Origin of the sequence: Pseudoalteromonas maricaloris, assembly GCF_024746855.1 — a bacterium.
In the GTDB taxonomy this organism is placed as follows: Bacteria; Pseudomonadota; Gammaproteobacteria; order Enterobacterales; family Alteromonadaceae; genus Pseudoalteromonas; species Pseudoalteromonas maricaloris.
On record NZ_CP024625.1, the window covers coordinates 3,362,805 to 3,384,269 of the forward strand.

The 21,465-nt window shown below is 43.3% G+C and carries 15 protein-coding genes and 13 tRNA genes; 9 read left to right on the forward strand and 19 right to left on the reverse strand.

What is annotated here, in order from left to right:
- Window positions 1-2,322: an aerobic respiration two-component sensor histidine kinase ArcB gene (gene arcB, locus CTT31_RS14855; protein ID WP_039491425.1), complete on the reverse strand. Its 2,322-nt coding sequence runs from the start codon at window positions 2,320-2,322 to the stop codon at window positions 1-3.
- Window positions 2,323-2,643: 321 nt separating this feature from the next.
- Between arcB and folE2 the strand changes: the two genes are divergently transcribed.
- On the forward strand, window positions 2,644-3,564 hold the full coding sequence (folE2, locus tag CTT31_RS14860) for a GTP cyclohydrolase FolE2 (RefSeq protein ID WP_039491428.1): 921 nt from the start codon (window positions 2,644-2,646) through the stop codon (window positions 3,562-3,564).
- A 323-nt stretch (window positions 3,565-3,887) separates the two neighbouring features.
- On the opposite strand, the gene CTT31_RS14865 is transcribed toward folE2, so the two are convergent.
- The 8 genes from CTT31_RS14865 to CTT31_RS14900 all read right to left on the reverse strand — a co-directional run bounded on the left by CTT31_RS14865 (window position 3,888) and on the right by CTT31_RS14900 (window position 6,990).
- The gene (locus CTT31_RS14865) at window positions 3,888-5,477 is read right to left on the reverse strand and encodes a methyl-accepting chemotaxis protein (RefSeq protein ID WP_260491524.1); all 1,590 of its coding nucleotides are present in this window, start codon (window positions 5,475-5,477) and stop codon (window positions 3,888-3,890) included.
- 286 nt (window positions 5,478-5,763) lie between these two features.
- A tRNA-Glu gene (locus tag CTT31_RS14870) sits at window positions 5,764-5,839 on the reverse strand.
- A gap of 69 nt (window positions 5,840-5,908) precedes the next feature.
- Window positions 5,909-5,984: transfer RNA gene (locus CTT31_RS14875), tRNA-Glu, on the reverse strand.
- A 69-nt stretch (window positions 5,985-6,053) separates the two neighbouring features.
- A tRNA-Glu gene (locus CTT31_RS14880) sits at window positions 6,054-6,129 on the reverse strand.
- Window positions 6,130-6,289: 160 nt separating this feature from the next.
- Window positions 6,290-6,365 (reverse strand) — tRNA-Glu (locus CTT31_RS14885).
- Between the two features lie 160 nt (window positions 6,366-6,525).
- Window positions 6,526-6,601: transfer RNA gene (locus tag CTT31_RS14890), tRNA-Glu, on the reverse strand.
- 162 nt (window positions 6,602-6,763) lie between these two features.
- Window positions 6,764-6,839: transfer RNA gene (locus CTT31_RS14895), tRNA-Glu, on the reverse strand.
- A 75-nt stretch (window positions 6,840-6,914) separates the two neighbouring features.
- Window positions 6,915-6,990: transfer RNA gene (locus CTT31_RS14900), tRNA-Ala, on the reverse strand.
- A gap of 520 nt (window positions 6,991-7,510) precedes the next feature.
- Between CTT31_RS14900 and CTT31_RS14905 the strand changes: the two genes are divergently transcribed.
- The 7 genes from CTT31_RS14905 (at window position 7,511) to CTT31_RS14935 (ending at window position 10,524) form a co-directional block, all read left to right on the forward strand.
- Window positions 7,511-7,586 (forward strand) — tRNA-Val (locus CTT31_RS14905).
- Window positions 7,587-7,714: 128 nt separating this feature from the next.
- A tRNA-Val gene (locus tag CTT31_RS14910) sits at window positions 7,715-7,790 on the forward strand.
- Window positions 7,791-7,855: 65 nt separating this feature from the next.
- Window positions 7,856-7,931: transfer RNA gene (locus CTT31_RS14915), tRNA-Val, on the forward strand.
- A 131-nt stretch (window positions 7,932-8,062) separates the two neighbouring features.
- Window positions 8,063-8,138: transfer RNA gene (locus tag CTT31_RS14920), tRNA-Val, on the forward strand.
- Window positions 8,139-8,298: 160 nt separating this feature from the next.
- Window positions 8,299-8,374: transfer RNA gene (locus CTT31_RS14925), tRNA-Val, on the forward strand.
- Between the two features lie 65 nt (window positions 8,375-8,439).
- Window positions 8,440-8,515 (forward strand) — tRNA-Val (locus CTT31_RS14930).
- Between the two features lie 377 nt (window positions 8,516-8,892).
- Window positions 8,893-10,524: a response regulator gene (locus tag CTT31_RS14935; protein WP_010378834.1), complete on the forward strand. Its 1,632-nt coding sequence runs from the start codon at window positions 8,893-8,895 to the stop codon at window positions 10,522-10,524.
- Between the two features lie 23 nt (window positions 10,525-10,547).
- On the opposite strand, the gene msrB is transcribed toward CTT31_RS14935, so the two are convergent.
- The 6 genes from msrB to CTT31_RS14965 all read right to left on the reverse strand — a co-directional run bounded on the left by msrB (window position 10,548) and on the right by CTT31_RS14965 (window position 18,524).
- Entirely contained in the window at window positions 10,548-10,988 is a 441-nt protein-coding gene (gene msrB, locus CTT31_RS14940) for a peptide-methionine (R)-S-oxide reductase MsrB (protein WP_211858570.1), read from the reverse strand.
- 1 nt (window position 10,989) lies between these two features.
- A complete protein-coding gene (locus CTT31_RS14945; protein ID WP_045990300.1) occupies window positions 10,990-11,502 on the reverse strand; it encodes a DUF2919 domain-containing protein in 513 nt (170 codons plus the stop codon).
- 4 nt (window positions 11,503-11,506) lie between these two features.
- Window positions 11,507-13,525, reverse strand: coding sequence for an NAD-dependent DNA ligase LigA (ligA, locus tag CTT31_RS14950; protein WP_260491525.1), 2,019 nt, complete (start codon window positions 13,523-13,525; stop codon window positions 11,507-11,509).
- A gap of 66 nt (window positions 13,526-13,591) precedes the next feature.
- Complete coding sequence (zipA, locus tag CTT31_RS14955; protein ID WP_211858573.1) at window positions 13,592-14,317, reverse strand: cell division protein ZipA; 726 nt, start codon at window positions 14,315-14,317, stop codon at window positions 13,592-13,594.
- A gap of 18 nt (window positions 14,318-14,335) precedes the next feature.
- A complete protein-coding gene (locus CTT31_RS14960) occupies window positions 14,336-17,725 on the reverse strand; it encodes an AAA family ATPase (RefSeq protein ID WP_260491526.1) in 3,390 nt (1,129 codons plus the stop codon).
- A 64-nt stretch (window positions 17,726-17,789) separates the two neighbouring features.
- Window positions 17,790-18,524 carry a TrmH family RNA methyltransferase gene (locus tag CTT31_RS14965; protein WP_205992050.1) on the reverse strand — a complete coding sequence of 245 codons (735 nt, stop codon included), beginning with the start codon at window positions 18,522-18,524 and terminating at the stop codon, window positions 17,790-17,792.
- 127 nt (window positions 18,525-18,651) lie between these two features.
- Here CTT31_RS14965 and CTT31_RS14970 point away from each other — a divergent pair, with 127 nt between their 5' ends.
- Window positions 18,652-18,948, forward strand: coding sequence for a hypothetical protein (locus tag CTT31_RS14970; protein WP_010378819.1), 297 nt, complete (start codon window positions 18,652-18,654; stop codon window positions 18,946-18,948).
- A gap of 32 nt (window positions 18,949-18,980) precedes the next feature.
- Here the strand turns inward: CTT31_RS14970 and gpsA are convergent, their stop codons facing one another.
- The 4 genes from gpsA to CTT31_RS14990 form a co-directional block, all read right to left on the reverse strand.
- Window positions 18,981-19,988: an NAD(P)H-dependent glycerol-3-phosphate dehydrogenase gene (gene gpsA / locus CTT31_RS14975; protein ID WP_010607583.1), complete on the reverse strand. Its 1,008-nt coding sequence runs from the start codon at window positions 19,986-19,988 to the stop codon at window positions 18,981-18,983.
- A 3-nt stretch (window positions 19,989-19,991) separates the two neighbouring features.
- Window positions 19,992-20,480 carry a protein-export chaperone SecB gene (gene secB, locus CTT31_RS14980; RefSeq protein WP_010607582.1) on the reverse strand — a complete coding sequence of 163 codons (489 nt, stop codon included), beginning with the start codon at window positions 20,478-20,480 and terminating at the stop codon, window positions 19,992-19,994.
- 83 nt (window positions 20,481-20,563) lie between these two features.
- The gene (gene grxC, locus CTT31_RS14985) at window positions 20,564-20,821 is read right to left on the reverse strand and encodes a glutaredoxin 3 (protein ID WP_010378807.1); all 258 of its coding nucleotides are present in this window, start codon (window positions 20,819-20,821) and stop codon (window positions 20,564-20,566) included.
- A 12-nt stretch (window positions 20,822-20,833) separates the two neighbouring features.
- Window positions 20,834-21,265 (reverse strand): rhodanese-like domain-containing protein, encoded by a 432-nt coding sequence (locus CTT31_RS14990; protein WP_010378806.1) that lies wholly within the window; start codon window positions 21,263-21,265, stop codon window positions 20,834-20,836.
- Window positions 21,266-21,465 lie beyond the last annotated feature (200 nt).

Sequence of the window (21,465 nt, forward strand, 5' to 3'; positions counted from 1 at the left end):
TTACTGATCTTCAGCGAGTTTTGCAATTAATGGATGAAGGGCTTCTTGCCCTTCTTCTATTTTTGCCTCTAACTCAGAAACCCAATTCAATAGTGTCTCTTCCTCTTTGCCTTCTGATTCTAATTCCATTTTCTTCGCTTGTAATTGGGCAAGTTGCAGCCCTACCGAACCAGCAGCACCTTTAACTTTATGTGCAACCGCACCATATTCCTCGATATCATTTTGTGCAACAGCCTCTCTGAGCTCTTGACAGTACTTAGGACTGAGCTTAGTAAATAGATCACAGCTTCTTTGGAATGCAGCAGCCCCCATAGACTCAACAAAGTCGCAAATGGTCTCTATATCTAAATCGGAGTATTCAGGTTGTGATAACGCTTCTCGAATATCGATACTTTGTTTGTTTTTCTGTGCCTCAATTCCAAATAACTCAGCGAGCATTTTGTCGAGCTTAGTAGTATTTATTGGTTTGGCCAAAGCTCCCTGAACATTAATCCCCTCAAGCTCTTGCTCGGCGCTTCTGACGTTTGCGGTTAAGGCAACTATTGGTAAGTGATCAAAGTGGCTGTCTTCTCTTATTTGACGCGCAACAACATCACCATTGATATCTGGTAGCTGCATATCCAGAAGAATGAGATCTAGGTCATCTTCAGTTTCAACAAACGAAAGAGCGTCCTCGCCAGTTTCAGCCCAAATAACTTCATGCCCTCGCTGTTCTAATAGATTTGTTGCAATTTCAGCGTTTAACGGCACATCCTCAACAAGTAAAATGTACAAGCTTCTACCAGCGTAACTTTGTTCTTTCGGTGCATTACATAGCTGTAACGGGATCTCAACATCAAAACGACTCCCCTTACCTTCTTGACTAGTAACCGCTATCGTTCCTTTCATAGCCTGAACTAAAGCTTTAGTAACCGCAAGGCCAATGCCCGAGCCAATCGCATTGCTGCCCGATGCATCTGGAGCCTTGTAATACATCTCAAAGATCCGTTCAAGCTGATCTTCGGATATTCCCATACCGGTATCTATAACGCTAATTGTCAGCCATGGCCCATCATCTCGATTCTCGCGGCGGCATTCCAGCGTCACATTCCCCTTGTGGGTAAACTTCACTGCATTATTAATTAGATTCCAGAGTACCTGACGTAGACGTGTCGGATCGAGTAACGCATAAACGTCTAAGATTCCGGAACGATTGATAGTAAATTCTAAGCCCTTTTGATCAGCAATTAGACCTGCAAAGTTGACTACATCGTTTATAAAATCAGAAACATTGATACTGTCTGTTGCTATATCTAGCTGCTCCCTATCAATTTTATCTAAATCAATGATGTCGTTAAAAATATTGCCAAGCGTCTCCGCACTTGAAAACACGGTATTACACCAGCTTTTTTGTTGCGCAGTCAGGTCGGTGTCTAACATCATGCGCGTCAGACCAACAATACCATTGAGCGGAGTTCTTAATTCATGACTTAGCGTAGCAATAAACTTACCTTTATCCTTATACGCAGTTTCTAACGCCTGCTCGGCTTCTTTACGACTAGTAATATCACGACCAAAGGCCAACAAGCCTATATATTCGCCTTTATCATTGATAAATGGCAGCTTGCGCATTTCAAACCAACGAGGTTCGCCTTCAACGGGATACTCTACGTCAAGTGTTAATGGTTGCTGTGTTTCTGATACCTGGCTATCTGTTTCAAGTACTTTTGGAAGATATTGCTCTGAATATATTTGTTCGACTGATTTACCAATTAGTTCTTCACTGCTTTTGCCCATCACTAATTCGAACATCTTGTTACAGCCTGCGAATACACCGTTTTCATCGCGGTAATAGAACAGATCAGGAGATGAATCAACAATGCTTCGCAGTAACATACCTTGCTGCGCAAGTTCTTGTTGGGTCTTTTTACGCTCTGCAATTTCTTTTCTTAATTCATCTATCGCGCGGTGTTTAGCATGCAAAGCAATTTTACGCTCGTCAATCTCACTATTTAAACGATTAATATTGTCCTTTAGCGTTTGGTTCAGCATCTTTTCTTGTTGTGTTGCCGACTCCAAGTAGGCCTTCGATGAATGTACCTCCCGCATTGCCGCGACGGACATCATGATAAGAGCGGGCGCAATGACAGCGGTTAAGAAAAAGAGTGCCGATATATCGACAATTTCAACTACACCTAATGCAACATAGTAAAACATGCAAGATAGAATAACTGCAACGAAGAGCGTAAAAGCATAAGCGATGGCAAACGCCCGCTTGTTACCGTATCTTTCTACCAAGTTTGATAAAATTCGAGCCCATGAGCCAAACGAATTTTCTGTCATATTATTACTTCACCATTGTTAAACACTTGTCAGGCAAGTTTATATTCTACCGCTTGAGCCTGACTGAATTGCTTTTCAAGCCCTCAAAGTAAATATTATACAAAAGCCCTAGTAATAAGCGAGTATAGAAATTGCAGGGCCAGATCATTCACTCATTTTCATACACACTAAGCAGAACGATAGATAACAGAAATGAGACTCTGTATCACTAAATGCACAATTCATCTAATTTAGTGCGGATAGATTTAAGCGCACCATCCCAACTTAATCTGATTTCGTGTAATATGCCCGTTTTTTAAGTCGTGAGAAAAGAGAGCGTCGATGCAAAATAACATGCCAGACATTGCACACAGTGCTAGTGCGTTACAAACAGGAACTTTAGACTGGGTAGGCATGGGTAACATAGAGTTGCCTTTAGTATTAGAAAGCAAAGGCCTAAATCAAGTTACTGTTACAGCCAAAGCCGATGCATTTGTTAATTTGCAAAAAGAAGACGCAAAAGGCATTCACATGTCACGCCTCTTTCTTGCCCTTGATACGCTTTCTTGTGAGCAAGTACTTACACCTAAAACTCTAAAGCAGTTGTTAGATAACTTTTTAAGTACGCATAGCGACTTAAGTACAGGTGCAAAAGTAACCCTGCAGTTTGAATTGCCTATCAGACGCCCTTCGCTTTTAAGTAAAAAAATGGGATGGAAATCATACCCAATTACCCTTGATGCGACGTTGATAAACGGTATTTACAAGCTAGAACTGGCGCTTGACGTTGCTTACTCATCGACTTGCCCCTGTTCGGCAGCATTGTCTCGTCAACTGATCCAAAACGCTTTCCAACAAGCTTTTGATGGCAAACAATTAGATTTCCATAGTGTGCATAACTGGCTAGGTAGCACAGAAGGGATCGTTGCAACACCCCACTCTCAGCGCTCGATTGCAAATATAAAAGTTAAGCTTACAAATAATAGTACTGAATTTGAGATTTTGGATCTAATTGAGTTGGTTGAAAATGAGTTGAAAACCCCCGTTCAAGCCGCAGTAAAACGAGAAGATGAACAAGAGTTTGCGCGCCTAAATGGCCAAAACCTAATGTTTTGTGAAGATGCAGCTAGAAAGTTAAAAGCATTGCTAAACCAGCAAGCTTATTTAGATTTCTATGTGAAGATAAACCATTACGAATCTCTTCATGCTCATGATGCAGTAGCCTATGCCGTGAAAGGGGTTGAAGACGGCTACAGTGTTTAATTAATGCAATTGGTATTAGGTCCGCTCCGTTTACTACTACTATTATTAATCAGAGCTAAATAACCTGAGCTTGGGATAATTAATGCCTTTCTAGCAGCCAGTTTTAGCGCTAACTGCGTTGAATTCACTTCCAATAGCCAGCTATTGGTGCATAAATTCGCCTTGTTATCCCTAAAACTGACTGGCTAGATAAGGGTATAATTTAATGTGGTATTAAAAACAATGAGTTAACTCATTCCTTATCCAAACCTCAGGTTAAATAGCTCTGATTAGCCTCCCCCATAAACAACCCTGTCGGTGCTGTATTACTTTAAGTTATCTATTCAACGGTGGGCACTGTTTAATTTTCGAATAAACTGCTCAACAAGCACCTCTTGATTTTCTAAAGCCTGTTCAGTGCTTCTCATCGTTTCATGCGTTTTACGCGCACTTTCCATAGACTCATCCGCAAGACCTGAAATTGTCACAGCATTAGCATTTAGCTCATTAGAAACACTCGACATCTCTTCTGTCGATGTCGCAATTTGATAGTTCAAACCTGATATTTCATTGACTATTGTGTTGATCGTTTCAAGGCTCACTTTAGTACCTTCTGCCTTTACTACACATTCAGAGGAGCGCTCTACTCCACTTTGAATGGCAGTAACCGCCCGTTCTGCTCGCTGCCTCAGATCGGCAATAATACCATTAATCTCGGCTGTCGAATCTTGTGTCCTTTGCGCAAGCGCTCTCACCTCATCAGCAACAACCGCAAATCCTCTACCTTGTTCACCTGCACGAGCAGCCTCTATAGCGGCATTTAAAGCAAGTAAGTTGGTTTGCTCGGAGATCCCACGGATCACGTCAACAACCCCTTCGATGTTAACTGTTTGCGCATTAAGATCTTCTATATCTTTTTGCGTGCGAGATAACTCTTCCGATAAGGCATAATTATTTTCCATATTGTCATCAACGGCTTTGTTGCCTTTCACAACGGATTCAAGCGCCGCTTCGGATTGCTGCGCTGCATTGTTAGTATTAGAGGCGATTTCACCAATCGACACCGACATCTGATTAATGGCTGTTGCTAAGGAGCCGGTTTGCGCTTGCTGTCGATTTAAAATATCAGAACTCGTTTTGCATTCTTGCATCGTTTTGGTTGCGTACTCTGAAACGGTGGCGCTAGCATCTTTAACACGCCCAAGCACAGCCCGAAGCTCGGATTCTCTAGCAAGTAAGGCAAGCTCTATAGATGCAACATCATTAACCTTATTAAGATACACTTTTTGCATCAGAGGGTTATCGTATACTTTTTTTGCCTTTTCGCTGAGCGACCGCACTGGAGCAAGGCGAGAATAAGTAATAAATAATACAGCAAGAGTAAGCAGAGTTTCAGCGAGGTAATTCCAAGGTGATGATAAAGTTGAGATCAACATGGTTAGGGCATAGAAAACAATGATTATTGCCATCATTTGAGCTGACAAAGACCAAGAGGCACGAGTAAATTTACTTAGTGACACACCATTATTTAAATCAGTGTAGATTTCCTCTGCACGGTTAACGACCTCCCGGCTCGGCTTTGTCCTCACTGATTGATATTCGACAGTCTTACCAGATGCATCTTTAATAGGAGTGACAAAAGCATTAACCCAATAGTGATCGCCATTCTTGCAGCGGTTTTTAACCATTCCCATCCAAGGTTTGCCCGCTTCGATATAATCCCATAGGTTCTTGAAAGCGGCTTTAGGCATTGTTGGATGCCTAACGATATTATGGGGCTTCCCCTCTAACTCACTAAGTGAAAACCCTGCAACTTCACAAAACTGCGAATTCGCATACTTTATCTGACCTTTTACGTTTGTCGTTGAAAGTAGATTGTAAGAACTTGGATAATCATTCTCTTTTCCTGTGTAATCAGCTCTACCTTTTGTCATAGCTCGCTCTCGATTAAAAAGGGCAATAGATAATAAATTATTACTTTCTTAAAAATCGTAAGAAATTTCACCGAAAGACTGATTGAGATCATAGTGAAATATAATTTGATACCAATTTACACAATTAAGTGTTCTATTTTGAAGGATCAAGTATTAAGAAAAATTGGTATGAATACTTAACGAACAACAGAAAGTTAATATAAAAACTAGCAGAGTTCTGAACTTAAACAACAATGAAAGGAAAATATGAACATTTTTATGATGAGAGTAGAATACAGAAAATAAGTGGCGTCCCCTAGGGGATTCGAACCCCTGTTACCGCCGTGAAAGGGCGGTGTCCTAGGCCTCTAGACGAAGGGGACACAGATGTGTCACTAGGACTTTATTTAGCTGTTTAATCTCTTGCTAACCGAGTTACTTACCAAAGTAAGTGGCGTCCCCTAGGGGATTCGAACCCCTGTTACCGCCGTGAAAGGGCGGTGTCCTAGGCCTCTAGACGAAGGGGACACAGATGTGTCACTAGGACTTTATTTAGCTGTTTATTCTCTTGCTAACCGAGTTACTTACCAAAGTAAGTGGCGTCCCCTAGGGGATTCGAACCCCTGTTACCGCCGTGAAAGGGCGGTGTCCTAGGCCTCTAGACGAAGGGGACGCAGAAATTGTTTTGCAAATCACCGATTTGCTATTTCTGTGTTAGATGAGACCGAGCCTGCGAGGCGAATGGCCCTATCAAAAACAGAAAGTTTTCTGTGTCACTAGGACTTTATTTAGCTGTTTATTCTCTTGCTAACCGAGTTACTTACCTAAGTAAGTGGCGTCCCCTAGGGGATTCGAACCCCTGTTACCGCCGTGAAAGGGCGGTGTCCTAGGCCTCTAGACGAAGGGGACGCAGAAATTGTTTTGCAAATCATCGTTTTGCTATTTCTGTGTTAGATGAGACCGAGCCTGCGAGGCGAATGGCCCTATCAAAAACAGAAAGTTTTCTGTGTCACTAGGACTTTATTTAGCTGTTTATTTTCTTGCTAATCGAGTTACTTACCAAAGTAAGTGGCGTCCCCTAGGGGATTCGAACCCCTGTTACCGCCGTGAAAGGGCGGTGTCCTAGGCCTCTAGACGAAGGGGACGCAGAAATTGTTTTGCAAATCACTGATTTGCAATTTCTGCGTTAGATGAGACCGAGCCTGTGAGGCGAATGGCCTTATCAAAAAACAGAAAGTTTTTCTGTGTCACTAGGACTTTATTTAGCTGTTTATTCTCTCGCCAACCGAGTTACCTACCGAAGTAAGTGGCGTCCCCTAGGGGATTCGAACCCCTGTTACCGCCGTGAAAGGGCGGTGTCCTAGGCCTCTAGACGAAGGGGACACAATAACAAACAACTTCGCACTCGAGGCGTTGCCATTTGAATTATGTACTAGGACATATGCACTAACGATAAATTGGTGGAGCTAGACGGGATCGAACCGTCGACCTCTTGCATGCCATGCAAGCGCTCTCCCAGCTGAGCTATAGCCCCATAATAGTCAGACTTGAACTGCTAGCCTGTATCGCTGAGTGCGGGGCGCATTCTATGCAGGAGCAAAAATAAAGTCAACAACTTTTATGAAAGTTTTTTCTAACTGATTCATTTTAAATCAAGAAGCATAGAATATAACCAAGCAGTTCCCCTTTGCAAGCCTAACACCTTGAATTGGATTATTTATTACACAATTTAAAACACATAGTTACCGCACCTCCGCCTTTTAGTTTTAAATCCAATTAGGCCAGAGTGATTTACGGCTCTTTTCTTTTTCCGCATGGTATCCAACCCAGCTTAATTTCGCGCTATAGCATGCAAAGCTCAGCAACTTATTTTCCCCAAGTTAAGATGATTCTTGGACCAAAAATATAAGACCCCTCACCTCTTCTATAATGAAGAGCTTAAAGCATTGAGCATAAAAGCATCACACAGTATAGTTTTTTAAAGTTAAGTGTTGACTCTTTTCAAACTAAACCTATAATACCGCCCCACAACGGCAGACGTTGTAAAACAATTTGGGTTGTTAGCTCAGTTGGGAGAGCATCGCCCTTACAAGGCGAGGGTCACTGGTTCAAGTCCAGTACAACCCACCACTTTATTATTTAGATAGAGTGGCCGATGCAAAGCATCGCACTAAGCCTGAGCAAGGCAAGGGTCACTGGTTTAAGTCCAGTACAACCCATCATAACTCTATTCAAGAGTATAAATTGAAACACAATTTGGGTTGTTAGCTCAGTTGGGAGAGCATCGCCCTTACAAGGCGAGGGTCACTGGTTCAAGTCCAGTACAACCCACCAATTCTACTCTTAGATTAGAATTGGACATAAAACTCTATTCAAGAGTATAAATTGAAACACAATTTGGGTTGTTAGCTCAGTTGGGAGAGCATCGCCCTTACAAGGCGAGGGTCACTGGTTCAAGTCCAGTACAACCCACCACTTTATTCTTTATTTAGATTGAGTGGTCGATGCAAAGCATCGCACTAAGCCTGATCAAGGCAAGGGTCACTGGTTAAGTCCAGTACAACCCACCATAACTCTATTCAAGAGTATAAATTGAAATACAAATTGGGTTGTTAGCTCAGTTGGGAGAGCATCGCCCTTACAAGGCGAGGGTCACTGGTTCAAGTCCAGTACAACCCACCACTTTATTCTTTATTTAGATGGAGTGGTCGATGCAAAGCATCGCACTAAGCCTGATCAAGGCAAGGGTCACTGGTTAAGTCCAGTACAACCCACCAATTCTACTCTTAGATTAGAATTGGACATAAAACTCTATTCAAGAGTATAAATTGAAATACAAATTGGGTTGTTAGCTCAGTTGGGAGAGCATCGCCCTTACAAGGCGAGGGTCACTGGTTCAAGTCCAGTACAACCCACCAATTCTACTTTTAGATTAGAATTGGACATTAAACTCGATTCAAGAGTATAAATTGAAACACAATTCGGGTTGTTAGCTCAGTTGGGAGAGCATCGCCCTTACAAGGCGAGGGTCACTGGTTCAAGTCCAGTACAACCCACCACTTTATTTTCTAGATAGAGTGGCCTATGCCTAAACAAGACTAAGAGCTCAGATTCAAATCCAGTATAAGAAACCACTTCACTTTCAGTACAATCGTTATTACTTTTTACATACTCAAAAATCACATCAAACTGAATAAACTTAAACCTGCCATAAAGTCCATAGAAACAACCTCGTTTTTCTCATTTATTAACTAATTAGTTACTCTACTCAGCCTCCCAAATTTTGGTTATACCCTTAACTATTTTGCCACTAACCTCAGTAAATAGTTGGGATAAGCTAAATAGACTAACCTACTAAAAATGAGTTAATTTTTGTTTTCAAAACTACACCTAAGTACTAGACTAGAAGCAAAGCCATTGTCTAAAAATTGTTTCTATGTCAGCTCCATCTATTCAAAATGCCAAAATGTTAATCGTTGAAGATCAACCATTAGCATTGAGCTATATGAAACAATCTTTAGAACAGTTAGATTTCAGAAATTTAAAATTTGCAGAAAGTGCAGACAGTGCAAAAGAGCTTTGCACCATCAATAAGTTTGATCTCATCGTATGCTCTTTTGGTTTAGCAAAAAAGCAAAATGGCTATCAATTTTATGAAGAGTTACGGTCCAAACAGTTAATTCGCTCAAGTACCGCTTTTATTTTTATTTCTTCTGAAACCAGCCCCGAGTTAGTCCATAGCATTATCGAGCTCCAACCCGATGACTTTTTAGTTAAGCCCTTCTCAATAAAAGAACTACAAAACCGTATAGAACGAGTTTTAAAGCGTAAACAGGCTTTAAGGCATATAAACTTGCTTGTAGACGATAAGAACTACTCAAAGGCCTTAAAAGCGCTAGATCTAGAACTAGACAACAAAGATCATAACTACACTTCCCTACTCCTAAAGCTAAAAGGAGAACTTTTACTCAGACTCAATCAATTAGAAGAAGCTAAGTCTTTTTACAAGTCGGTTTTGGCTCTGCAAAAGTTTACATGGGCTAAGCTAGGCTTGGTCGAGGCGCTCATTACCAACAATGAAGATGTTATTGCTCAAAAGATGTTAAAAACCTTAATCGAGCGACCGGAAACTCGTCTTCCTGCGCTCGATTTATTGAGCAAACTCGAAATAAAGTTAAACCAATATGAGAATGCCCAACAATTGTTAGAGCAAGCAATTGAGATGGCACCCAGAAACATAAATAGGCAACAGTCACTTGGTCGAGTTGCGCAAATTAATCACGACTATGAAGCCAGCTATAAAGCACATAAAGATATCGCAAGTTTCGCGCGCTACTCGATCCATGACAAACCCGAAGTGTATTTGAATGCAGCACGAGCTGGAATAGACTTTGCCCTGAGTACCGATCAATCAGACCAAGTTACTCGTCTCACAAGGCAGACGCAACAATACCTGAGTGATTTAAAACAGCAATTTCCAAACGCACAAACCCAAGCGCAAATCGATGTCCTCAACGCCCGCGTCCATTATCTAAAAGATGAGCATAAAAAAGCGAAACAACTGCTAGAACAGTTAGAAGATGAACCCGTTATTCGCTCGGTAGATTCCACTTTAGACAAAGCAAAAGCACTACATGAGGTGGGGCTAAACCACAAAGCTCAGGAGCTATTTAGTCAAGTTATTGCACACTGTGAACGCCATAACTCAAGCGCAGATCCCATCACAATGCACTATCTATATCAGCAGCAGCAAGAGAAAAAAGAGATCACCATGGGCCCAAGAGAGCTCAATAACCATGCGGTCACACAGTTTAACAAAGGACAATATGAAACCGCTTTGGAGGCATTCACTCAAGCATTTAGAATTATGCCTAAAAACTCGGGAATAGCGCTGAATTTACTGCAATGTATGAGTGATAGTTGCGCTAAGTCAGGAAGTACTTTTAATTCCAATTTAGCAAAGCGTTGTACTACCTTGCTAAATCAGTCTGAGTTGGATAGTGAACAGCAGATCCGCTACGGTAAACTCAAAGCTAAACTAAATGAAATGAAACTCGACTTTGAGTAATCACTTGTTTTATCGCAATTGAGCTATTTCTTTTCCATTGCAAGGGCATTAACACAATAACGCAGTCCACTTGGCTCAGGGCCGTCGGGGAATACGTGACCTAAGTGGCTATCACACACGTTACAAGTGATTTCGACGCGCGTCATTCCATGGCTCTTATCGCCATGATACGCAACCGCTTCCACTGCTGCAGGCTGTGTAAACGAGGGCCAACCAGAGCCACTATCAAACTTTTCTTCGGCATCGAATAACAACTCGCCACAGCATACACAGTAGTATTTACCAGGTTCAAAAAGCTGACAACTTTGTGAGCTAAACGGGCGTTCAGTCCCCTTTTTCCTAGTGATCATGTAGGTTTCTGGAGCAAGCTCTAATTGCCATTGCTGGTCCGATTTTTCAACTCTGCGAGGAGCAACAGGATTACCATTTCTGGCAAAGTTTAGTATATCTAACCACTTTAACATCTCAATTCTCTCTCTTGTTTACTTCTGTCTTTTGCTCTTCAACAGGAAGTGGCCAATCGCCAAAAAAGCAGCTTAGATAGCGACTTTTAATTAAATATAAAAGTACCCAACTCACCAACACAATTTGTACGGCAATATAAGGAGAAAAGCTATAATGGGTTTTCCCAGCTTGCAGGATCAACCACGCTAAATCGAGTACCGCTGTTAATATAAGTGGCAAACGCATATAACGCCAGACGGCTGCGAGCTTTGGAGAGCTTGTTGGCCGTCTAAGAGAAAACACAACGGTTGGTATGAGCGCGATACAAGCGATCCCTGTCGCGACAAAAAAGTGAAACTTAGACTCAAAAAATAGCGACATCAAATCCAAGTCTGGGCGTCTCGCAAGTGCAGAAAACACCCAAATAAGCAACGGGCGGAGCAACACAACCAGCGCTAAATTAAAAGCGATTGGCGTACGATAAACGCCATATTTATCCCAGTATTCAGGGCCGTATCGTGTTACTGATTTCATTTTACTACTCGTATTTGTTTAACAGTGCGATCAGCGCTTCTTCATCGAACACCTCAACACCTAGCTCTTGTGCCTTAGTGAGCTTAGAGCCTGCTTTTTCGCCGGCATAAACTGCATCCGTATTTTTCGACACACTACCCGCGACCTTAGCGCCAAGCGCTTGCAATCTCGCTTTAGCATCGTTGCGGTTCAATTGGCTCAAGGTTCCAGTCAATACATAAGTTAGCCCTGCTAAAGGTTGTGTATCCTCTGACGGTGCTGCAACATCTTGCCAAGTTACACCCACTTCTATCAATGCAGTTACCACTTCTTGATTATGCTGCTCGGCAAAAAAGCTATGAATGTGCTGCGCAACAACAACACCAACATCACTTACTTGCTGTAGAGTATCAATGGAGGCGGCCATCACTTTTTCAAGCGTCTGGAAGTGATTTGCCAAGTTTTGTGCTGTCGCTTCACCGACTTCTCTGATCCCAAGCGAATACAAAAATTTGGCTAACGTTGTTTGCTTTGCTTCTTCAAGCGCCGCAACCAAGTTTTTAGCAGACTTTGGCCCCATACGTTCAAGAGACTCAAAATGGCCCTGCTTTAAGATAAACAAATCAGCAGGCGTCTTGATAAGCTCTCGCTCAACTAACTGCTCAACTATTTTGTCGCCAAGCCCATCTATGTCGAGGGCCTTTCTCGATGCAAAGTGCTTAATTGCTTCTTTACGTTGTGCACGGCACACTAAACCGCCAGTACAACGCGCAACCGCTTCTCCTTCAACACGTTCAACATGAGAATCACACACCGGACAAGTATCTGGGAACTCAATCTCTTTGGCATCATCAGGACGCCTATCTAAAACGACCTGAGTTACCTGAGGGATCACATCCCCAGCTCGGCGTACAATAACGGTATCACCAATCTTTACACCTAACCGCGCAATTTCATCACCATTATGAAGCGTGGCATTCGATACCGTAACACCACCAACAAAAACAGGCTCTAAACGTGCAACGGGCGTGATAGCACCAGTACGACCGACCTGAAACTCAACATCAAGCAGCTGAGTGATCTCTTCTTGTGCAGGGAACTTAAATGCAATCGCCCAGCGCGGCGCGCGAGCAACAAAACCAAGCTGCTCTTGCTGCGCTTTATCATTCACTTTGATCACTACGCCATCAATTTCATAGGGAAGCTCAGCACGGCGCGTCATGATATCTTGATAATAAGCCAAAGCTTGCTGTGCATTATCGACAAGCTTTGTCTCAGGGCTCATTGGCAAGCCCCAACCTTGTAATTGCTGTAGCTGCGCATAATGCTCGTTTGCCAGCTCACCGCCTTCAACCAAGCCCATAGAATAAGCATAAAACATCAACGGACGCTTAGCGGTAATTTTTGAGTCTAATTGGCGCAGACTTCCCGCTGCCGCATTTCTTGGGTTTGCAAAGGTCTTATCACCTTTCGCTTGCGCCGCTTCATTTAGCTTAATGAAACCCGCAGTATCCATAAAAACTTCACCACGCACTTCTACTTCATGCGGAATATGTTCTCCACGCAGTTTCAGCGGAATATTGCGAATGGTTTTGACGTTCTCAGTGATGTTTTCCCCAACTTGACCGTCTCCCCTTGTCGCCGCTTGAACGAGCACACCATCACGATACAAAATAGACACCGCCAAGCCATCGAGCTTTGGTTCACAGCAAAAAGTAACATCTTTACTTGTCAGTAGGCGCTCTTTTAAACGGCGATTAAATGCCGTAAATTCACTCTCGTCGAAGGCATTATCAAGCGACAACATAGGTACTCTGTGTGTTACTTGCTCAAACTTGCTAAGCGCTTCACCACCCACTTTCTGCGATGGGGAATCAGGACTTTGTAACTCAGGATGCTGCTGCTCAAGCGCCATCAACTGGCGCATCACACGATCATATTCCGCATCAGGCACACTTGGGTTATCTAAAACATAATATTGGTAATTGTAATCTTCGAGTTGCTGCCTAAGAGCTGCAACTTGGCTTTCAATGTTGTCTGACATTTAAACCTCTAAACGTAAAAAGCCACCAGCGGATGCCAGTGGCTTAAAAATGATTCTAAGTAGCGATTAAGCGGCGAATTCACGCACTTTTTCAACATAACCTCGCACGGCTTCAACCGTTAACGGTTCACGGTCTTTATCAAGTACGGTTGCGCCAAACTCTTCAGCTAATTTTTTCGATGCACTGTGAAGCATATTAAATGCAGCCAAGTTATCGCCTTCACAAGGTAAGGTCATAAATAGACTAATGCCAGCGGTGCTAAATTGTTCCATGTTATCGATATCAAACGTACCTGGGTTGTACATGTTTACCAATCTAAATAACACAGGACCATTTCCGGACGGCTCTAAATGGCGATTAAAGAAGCCCTCATCAGAATATTTAAACCCAAGGCTTAACACGGTTGGTAACAACCTAGAACCTGCCATTTTCAGGCCTTCAGGCATATGAACGTGAAGAATAATAAAGTCTTGTGGCTCTATTGCACTCTCTTCAGGCTCAGCCTCTTCAGAGCCACTGCTCTCGGTTTGCACCTCAGTTTCAGGCTCTTCCGTCGCTATAATACCCTCAGTCGCAGGCTCGTCATCCACCGCACTAAAGGTCATCTCTCCAATTTCAGGTTCGTCAGGCTCTTTATCATGATTCGGCGTTTGCTCTTTGAGTTCATTGGGCTCCTTTTTAGACACTTTATCGCTGCTCTTCTTACGAACAGACCAAAGTCCATGTATGAGTAACCCGCCTATGACCAACGCACTGATCACGATTAATGCCCATCTTAACTCTGTGGCCATTGCTCACCTTTTTTGTTGTTATGCCTGTGCCATTTGCACCGCTTGTTCTATATCTACGGCAACCATGCGCGACACCCCTGGTTCTGCCATGGTTACCCCCGTCAGTCTACCCGCCATTTCCATAGCGACCTTGTTATGACTGATATAAATAAATTGCACTGTTTGCGACATCTCTTCAACCAAACGACAAAATCGCCCTACGTTTGCGTCATCAAGCGGTGCATCTACTTCATCCAGCATACAGAATGGGGCTGGATTAAGCCTGAATATTGAAAACACCAATGATAATGCGGTCAGCGCTTTTTCTCCACCACTTAACAGATGAATTGTCGAGTTTTTCTTACCAGGCGGCCTTGCCATGATAGAAACACCACTTTCAAGCAGGTCATCGCTAGTCAATTCTAGATATGCATTCCCCCCACCAAACACTTTAGGAAACAACTCGGCTAAATCTTCATTCACTTGATTAAAGGTGGCACTAAAGCGGGTTTTGGTCTCTTTATCAATTTTTCTGATCACCGCTTCTAACGTTTCTAACGCATTAGTGAGATCATCCAGCTGTGTATCTAAATAGGTTTTACGTGCCTTCGCTTCTTCAAACTCTTCAATTGCGGCTAAGTTTACAGCCCCTAACTTGCCAAGATCATTACTGACTCGACTCAAATTGGCTTGATACTGGCCCAAGTTTGCGTCTTCAGGTAATTGCGCCAATTCCGCTTTTAGCGTCCGACCAAGCTCCTGCAAGGGTTCAAGTGCCGCTTGCGCCTTTATCATCAAGCTTTGCTCTTCAAGTTTCACTTGTTGCAAAGACTCATTGAGTTTACTCACTTCGCCTTGTGCATCTTTTAATGCCGCTTGTTTTTGGGAGAGGTTTTCCTTAGCTTGGTTGAGCGTATCCAACACCGTTTGCTTTTGCGCTTTGGCTTCTAGATGTTGGGCGAGCAATAATTCAATGTCTTCATGCGCCTCCGCGAGCGGCTCTTCACAAAGCAAAATATCTGCTTGCGTTTGCTCGATGCGCTGGTTTATTTCATCGCGACGATGTTGCAAGTGTTCCAACTTAGAATTGCTGAGCTGTAGTTCACTTTCTGCCTGCTGCGATGCAAGTTTAGTGGTATGAACTAATTGCTGCGCGTCTTGTAATGCGGCGCGTCGAGATTGACTATGTTGTTTAAACTCAGTCAACTTAGCCTCGGCTAGTTGTTGTGTTTGTTGTGCTTGCGCTAGCAACTCATCACGTTGTAATTGCTGTTCCGTATAAAGTTCAAGTTGTTCGATGACCTCGCCTCGTTCTTGAGCAATGGCATCAAGCTGTTCTTGAATTTTTTGTCCTTGCTCACGCCAAGCGCTCAGATTCTCATCCAGCATTTCAACTTTGGTTTTATGGCTGGCGATCGCTTGGGCTTTTTCGTGAACGCATTGCTGTGTTTCTAATAAGCCAGCTTGCGTGTTCTCAAGAACAATGTGTTTTTGTGCTACAACCTGCTCAGCCTCTTCGGCGAGTTGTTGCAAATGAGGAAGCTGAGTATGGCATGACTGCAATTGGGCATAGCGTTTTAACGCGCCACTCTCTTCATTGCTTTTCACCTTGGCCTTAAAGTTATCCCCCACAATAACGCCACAGACCGTCACGCCGAGAAGGAATTGTTCACACGATTGAAAGTCTGTAGATTCAGCACATAATTTTATTTTCGTTAAAAAGCTGGGGAACAGTCCTGAGCTTATTTTTGTCGCGACGGAATCAACGGGAACTTCGAGTTCAATGGGCCATAGCGTATTCATTTCGCTTTGCTCAACGACTAAATGCGTCAACCCAAGCAGTGCCGCTTCCACGCATTCTTCATACCCAGACTCAACAACAAGTTGCGATAACATAGTCGCAGCTGAAGTCTCCGACGCTTCGTCTGCCCAGCGTGATAACGCTTTTATTTCAGATTGCACTTCTTGTAGCGCCTGAAGCGCTTTTTGAGCATGAGTCTGCGCCTGTAAGATTTCTTCTTTATTGGTTTGCTCTTGGCCTTGCAACTTACTAGCTTGGCTTTGTAATTTTGCCATCGCTTGAACTAGCTGATGATGTGCATCCTGAGCTTCAGCCAAGTCATTTTCCAACATAGATGCGTGATGCGTTTCGGCCTGTTCCAGCAGCTCAGCCTGACGCTTATCTACGTGCAGTTTAGCTTGCTGTTGTTGCGCTAATTGGCTTGCCCCTTGCTGTACCTGAGCATGTATTTGTTGGTACTGCTTCTGTGCGCCACTAAACTGCGCTTCTAACTGAGTTTGCTCTGTGTCACTTTGCTCATTTGCGAGTTGAATTTCTTCCAGTTGCAATAGCGCAATTTCAAGTCGTTCAGAAACTTCAGCGACTTTTTCAGCGCTGCTCGCCACATACTCGGCTTGCTCATCTTGCGCCTCAATCACTTCTTGCTGTTGTGATTTCAGTATTTGAGACTGCTCAATAAGCTGACGCTTTTTATCAGTTAGATTGACTTTCTGTTGCTCAAGCGTTGCCAACTGGGTTTCAATTCGGTGCACGCTATGTTGTGCTTGCTCATAGCCATCATTGAAATGCTTAATTTCATGTTCTAGCGTCGCCAAAATGCTGTCATGGCCACTGTGAGCTTCATTAAAAAATGCTAATTTTTCGTTGAGTTTGGCAATTTCTTTGGCTTTTATTGCCTGCTTTTGCTCAAGGCTTTGCCACTTTAAAATTGCTATCCACGACTTTAAGTCACGCTCTTGCGACTTTAAAGACTTATATTCGCTCGCCTGTTGCGCTTGAAGTGCCAGTTTATCTAGCTGACTCTGTAGCTCTTGCCTAACATCGAGCAAACGCTCCATGTTTTCGCGGGTACTCTTGATCCGGGTTTGGGTTTCTCGTCGACGCTCTTTATATTTTGAAATTCCGGCGGCTTCTTCTAAAAAAACTCTTAACTCTTGCGGCTTACTTTCGATCAAGCGAGAGATCATCCCTTGCTCAATGATTGCATAACTGCGAGGACCTAGGCCAGTACCTAAAAAGATATCTGTGATATCGCGCTTACGGCACTTACTACCATTTAGAAAATAAAGAGATTGGCCGTCTCGCGTCACTAAGCGCTTAATGGCAATTTGGTTACGATCTGCAAACGTGCCGGGCAACCGGCCTTGAGTATTATCAAAAATCAGTTCTACAGAAGCTTGCGAGATAGGTTTACGTTTGGTTGAACCGTTAAAAATAACGTCCGTCATGGCATCGCCACGGAGATTTTTCGCAGAGCTTTCACCCAGTACCCAGCGAACCGCATCAATAACATTAGACTTACCACAGCCGTTTGGCCCAACCACACATGTCATCTGGTCAGGAAACGGGATCTTGGTTGGCTCTACGAAAGATTTAAAGCCGGCTAGTTTGATGCTACTCAGTCGCATAGCTTATTATTGTTGTTCGCGGTTACTTTTGAGAATAAGGCAATTCATTAGTAAGATCTATGAGTTAGCAATGACAGCGTTTGATATTATCCAAAATGATCCCGGTAGCCATCGCCACATTCAATGATTCAGCACCACCGAACGCAGGAATAGTCACCTTTTTATTGATGTGCGCCGCTATAGTATCGCTAATACCATGAGACTCGCTGCCCATGACCAACACGGCATTACGACTAAATTGGCACTGATGCACACTCTCACCACCAAGGAATGCACCATAGCACTCGCCTTGATATTGCTTTAAAAAGGCCTCGAGATCGGTTCTCACCACATTAACACGCACAAATGAGCCCATGGTGGCACTGATCACTTTAGGGTTAAATTGATCCGCGCAGTTTTCGCTCACCACAAGCTGCGTTAATCCATACCAATCAGCAAGACGAATAATGGTACCGAGATTACCCGGGTCTGAGACTCCATCTAATGCCAACACCAGCCCAGCAGTATTGATTTCTTCTGCTGGCGGCATTGCAACGACCGCTATCGCCGCATTATTTGATACCAAAGTACTCACCTTACTCAGCACATCTTCTTCTGCTTCTACACAGGCAATATTAACGAGTTTGGATTTATACTTTGTCATGAACTCACTGGTCGCGAACAGCTGTTCAACAGCCAACCCAGCATCAACTAACTCAATCACATTCTTCTCGCCTTGTACTAAATACAGGCCATGTTGCTTGCGATATTTTTTTTGCCCTAAAGCACGAAGTAGTTTTTGTTGATTCTTGGAGATCATGTGCACCTCAAAAGTTGGATTTACCATTATACCTGTTCAGTATCAGATAAAAAGCGTTTCAACGAGGCATTAAGCGAAGAAATTATGTTATCTTGTGCCGAATGACACACAAGGCATAGAGGTAATCATGTCACCTGAGCTAACGCTTATTTTACTCAACTTTATTCTCCTTTTTGTGGCCTACGTATTCGTTTACCCAAAGTTGAAAGAGAAAAGTCTCGCCAGTATCAGCAAACAAGATTTATTGGTTACTGCGGTTTCTTTAGTCGTGTCTGGAAGTTTGTACTATGGCAAGGATATCGAGTTTTCGTTAGTGTTTTTTAAGAGTAATTGGGTGGTGTTTACGATTGTCGCATTTAGCGTGATTGAAATCCCATTTTTACTGTGGTTTAAACGTCGCTATAACATTAAGTTTGGAGAGTAATAGAGAGGTAGCTACGCCTCTCTATTCGATTATCACTCAGCTCGCTTTTCGCGACCAAGCAACGCCATTGCGGCTTCTTTCACATCTTTTTGCTCATAAAGCACTTGATAGATCTGCTCAGTGATAGGCATTTCAATACCAGTGCGTTTGGCAAGTAGATAAACTTCTTTGGTATTGCGATAGCCTTCGACCACCTGACCTATACTCGACATCGCCTCATCGACCGACTTTCCCGAGCCAAGCGCAAGACCAAAGCGGCGATTACGCGACTGGTTATCCGTACAAGTGAGAATCAGATCACCAAGCCCTGCCATACCCATAAAGGTTTCAGAGCGCGCGCCTAACGCACATCCTAAACGACAAAGTTCAGCGAGTCCTCGGGTGATAAGCGCCGTTCTAGCATTCGCACCAAAACCAAAGCCGTCAGACATGCCCGCGCCAATTGCGATAACATTTTTGACCGCGCCGCCGAGCTGAATACCAATAAAGTCTTCGTTGCTATACACCCTAAACGAGCGACCGCAATGCAACAGCTCAGCGAGCTCTTCACGAAACTTTGCACAAATCGAAGACACTGAAATAGCAGTAGGTAATCCTGCGGCCATTTCTTTTGCAAAAGTAGGTCCACTTAGCACCGCCAGCGGCACATCGTCACCTAACACATCCAGTGCCACCTCTTGCAATAGTCGCCCAGTATTTGGTTCGAGCCCCTTGGTTGCCCAAGCTACTTTTGCATTCTCAAGTAGCATAGGTTTAATCTTCTTCAAGGTGTCTGCAAACGCATGACTTGGCACAACCACCAAAATACGCTCGCTAGACTTAACAGCCGTTTCTAAATCGGCCTCAAGTTCAAGCGTGTTTGGAAACTGGATGTCAGGAAGATAACGTTGGTTTTTGCGCTCAGCTGCTAGCGCCTCAACGTGTTCGCTATTGCGGCCCCACAGTGTCACTTGGTGACCATTTCGGGCGAAACAAATAGCAAGGGCGGTGCCATAAGACCCCGCCCCCAATACAGTTACAGCTGATTTTGCTGTACTCATCAATTATGCGTCAGCAGTTTGCTCAGGCTGTGCTTGAGCCGCACGTTGCTGCATATACTGAGCGAATAATGCGTCAAAGTTAACTGGCGCAAGGTTTAACTGTGGGAAAGTACCACGGTTAACTAGGCTAGCTACCGCTTCACGCGCATATGGGAATAGAATGTTAGGGCAGAATGCGCCTAGCATGTGTGCCATTTGCATTTCTTCAAGATCTGCAATTGCAAAGATACCAGCTTGTTGGATTTCACATAGGAATGCAGTTTCTTCACCAATAGTTGCCGTTACCGTTAGTGCTAGAACAACTTCAAAAACGTTGTCATCAAGCTTTGCTGAACGTGTGTCCATGTCTAGCTTAACTTCTGGTGTCCACTCTTTTTGGAAGATACCTGGTGAGTTTGGCGTTTCAAACGATACATCTTTAGTATAGATACGTTGAATGTTGAACTGAGCGCCTTCTTGTTGTTGTTCTGCTGCTTGGTTTTGTTCTGCCATGATAATTTCCTAAATTCTGTTGTGATCCTGCTAATTCTTAGCAGTCATTATAAAAAGTAAGCTGAGCCAAAGCTCAATCAATCTTATGCTTGTAATAGCTTATCGAGTTCGCCTTGCGCTTCAAGCGCCATCATATCGTCGCAACCACCAATATGGCGCTCAGCGATAAAGATTTGTGGCACAGTATAGCCACCGTTGGCTTTTTCGATCATCTCGTCACGAAGCTCAGGCTGTGCGCCAATATCATACTCAGTGTATGTGACACCTTTTGCATCTAATAGTGCTTTTGCACGATGACAAAAAGGACAATAGTCTTTGGTGTAAATTACGACTTGGCTCATCATAGACCTCAGTTATTTTCCGTTAGAGATTGGTAAACCCGCACTTTGCCATGCGCCAATACCACCTGATAATACGTACACTTGCTCGAATCCAGCTTTGTGCATGTTATCAGCAACAGCAGATGCCGTCATACCTGTGTTACAGACCAATATAATGGGCTTAGATTTATGTTTTTCAAGACCAGCAAAATCTTTTTGCTTGAGTTTTTCCGCATTCACCTGCTCAGAACCTGCAATGTGACCTTGGTTAAACTCTTTTGCTGCACGCATATCGAGTACCTGACCATCTTGGCGGTTAACAAGCATAGTCAACTGCTGGGGATTAATTTGTCTAATTTTAGAAAACTGACTCTTAAACCAACTACTCACTAACATCGCGGCTAACACAACCCAAATGATGCTAAGTACCGGATGGTTACCTAAAAACGCAACGTATTGTTCCATTAATTTATCAACCAAAAATTATTAAACGATAAAGTGGCAGCAAGTATACCTGCTTTATTCTCGACAAAACAGACTTGTTCAACATGAGCAAATATCAATCTCAAAGTTGATAATTCATCACTGCGGGGCTGAATATTCATACAAAAACAGGTATTCTACTTACCAGCAATCAGAGCAAGCTTATTGAAGCGCTGCAGCCC

Bases quoted from the DNA above. Each gene is read 5' to 3' on its own strand.
- arcB (WP_039491425.1), bottom strand. From the start codon at position 2,322: ATGACAGAAAATTCGTTTGGCTCATGGGCTCGAATTTTATCAAACTTG.
- folE2 (WP_039491428.1), top strand. From the start codon at position 2,644: ATGCAAAATAACATGCCAGACATTGCACACAGTGCTAGTGCGTTACAA.
- CTT31_RS14865 (WP_260491524.1), bottom strand. From the start codon at position 5,477: ATGACAAAAGGTAGAGCTGATTACACAGGAAAAGAGAATGATTATCCA.
- CTT31_RS14935 (WP_010378834.1), top strand. From the start codon at position 8,893: ATGTCAGCTCCATCTATTCAAAATGCCAAAATGTTAATCGTTGAAGAT.
- msrB (WP_211858570.1), bottom strand. From the start codon at position 10,988: ATGTTAAAGTGGTTAGATATACTAAACTTTGCCAGAAATGGTAATCCT.
- CTT31_RS14945 (WP_045990300.1), bottom strand. From the start codon at position 11,502: ATGAAATCAGTAACACGATACGGCCCTGAATACTGGGATAAATATGGC.
- ligA (WP_260491525.1), bottom strand. From the start codon at position 13,525: ATGTCAGACAACATTGAAAGCCAAGTTGCAGCTCTTAGGCAGCAACTC.
- zipA (WP_211858573.1), bottom strand. From the start codon at position 14,317: ATGGCCACAGAGTTAAGATGGGCATTAATCGTGATCAGTGCGTTGGTC.
- CTT31_RS14960 (WP_260491526.1), bottom strand. From the start codon at position 17,725: ATGCGACTGAGTAGCATCAAACTAGCCGGCTTTAAATCTTTCGTAGAG.
- CTT31_RS14965 (WP_205992050.1), bottom strand. From the start codon at position 18,524: ATGATCTCCAAGAATCAACAAAAACTACTTCGTGCTTTAGGGCAAAAA.
- CTT31_RS14970 (WP_010378819.1), top strand. From the start codon at position 18,652: ATGTCACCTGAGCTAACGCTTATTTTACTCAACTTTATTCTCCTTTTT.
- gpsA (WP_010607583.1), bottom strand. From the start codon at position 19,988: ATGAGTACAGCAAAATCAGCTGTAACTGTATTGGGGGCGGGGTCTTAT.
- secB (WP_010607582.1), bottom strand. From the start codon at position 20,480: ATGGCAGAACAAAACCAAGCAGCAGAACAACAACAAGAAGGCGCTCAG.
- grxC (WP_010378807.1), bottom strand. From the start codon at position 20,821: ATGAGCCAAGTCGTAATTTACACCAAAGACTATTGTCCTTTTTGTCAT.
- CTT31_RS14990 (WP_010378806.1), bottom strand. From the start codon at position 21,265: ATGGAACAATACGTTGCGTTTTTAGGTAACCATCCGGTACTTAGCATC.